A 1,034-nucleotide genomic window follows, 5' to 3' on the forward strand; every position below is an offset into this window, starting at 1 on the left:
TTCAGCAACTATATGAAGAACTTGAGAGTTGTGGTAAACGATTAATGGCCTATAAAGAATGTTTTGAAATTATGGGAAAAGATCGTAACAGTTATTCCAAAACAGATTTAGAAGCAACCTTTATGAGAATGAAGGAAGATCATATGCTTAACGGACAGTTAAAGCCTGCATACAATGTACAGATTGGAGTAGAGAATTATTTTATTGTGCATGGATATATAAGCAATGATCGTACAGATTATAATACATTAATTCCTGTTCTTGAGAAACATAAGAAAGCATTTGAAATAGAGCTGGAAGAAGTAACAGCAGATAGCGGCTATTGTAGTGAAAAAAATCTTTTATATTTAAAGAAAAATGATATTAACAGCTATATAAAGCTACAGGATCATGAAAAGAGAAAAACACGAGCATACAAGGAAGCTATAGGTAAATATTACAACATGAAGACAGTAATCTTTGAAGATGAACAAGTCTATATCTGCCATGACGGTCGTGAATTGAGGCATCTAAGAACAGAGAAAAGAGAACAGGATGGTTATACCCAAACATATGAAGTATACGGATGTTCAGACTGTAGCGGATGTGAACATAAAGCTAAGTGCTTGTACAAATATAATCCTGATAAAGATGCTGATAAGAATAAAGTAATGAAAATCAATGAAGTGTGGGAAGAACTGCGAGAAAAATCACATATGAATATTCAGAGTGAGAGAGGAATTCGTAACCGTCAGATCCGTTCCATTCAAACAGAAGGGCATTTTGGAGATATCAAAGAAAACGAAGATTTCAGGCGTTTTAATTATCGTTCCAAGGATAAAGCATATAAAGAGTTTATGCTGTTTGCAATTGGAAGAAATATAAATAAATATCATCGTTTTCTCAGTGCAAAACTAAAAAAATTCGAGGGAAAACTTCCGGAGAAAACAGCTTAGAAAAGAGGCAAATGCCAAATTTCAAACAAGGGGGTTTTTGCGCCCAAAAATAGACAACATTATAGAAAATAGAAGTATCCTAGACAAGTCAGTAAAGCC

General features: G+C 33.8%; 1 protein-coding gene. It reads left to right on the top strand.

The features are described from left to right. Positions 1-935 (top strand): transposase (locus HMPREF0381_RS14160; protein ID WP_008752696.1); only part of this gene is annotated, 935 nt, incomplete at its 5' end. Positions 936-1,034 lie beyond the last annotated feature (99 nt).

This window comes from Lachnoanaerobaculum saburreum DSM 3986 (genome assembly GCF_000185385.1).
GTDB lineage: Bacteria > Bacillota > Clostridia > Lachnospirales > Lachnospiraceae > Lachnoanaerobaculum > Lachnoanaerobaculum saburreum.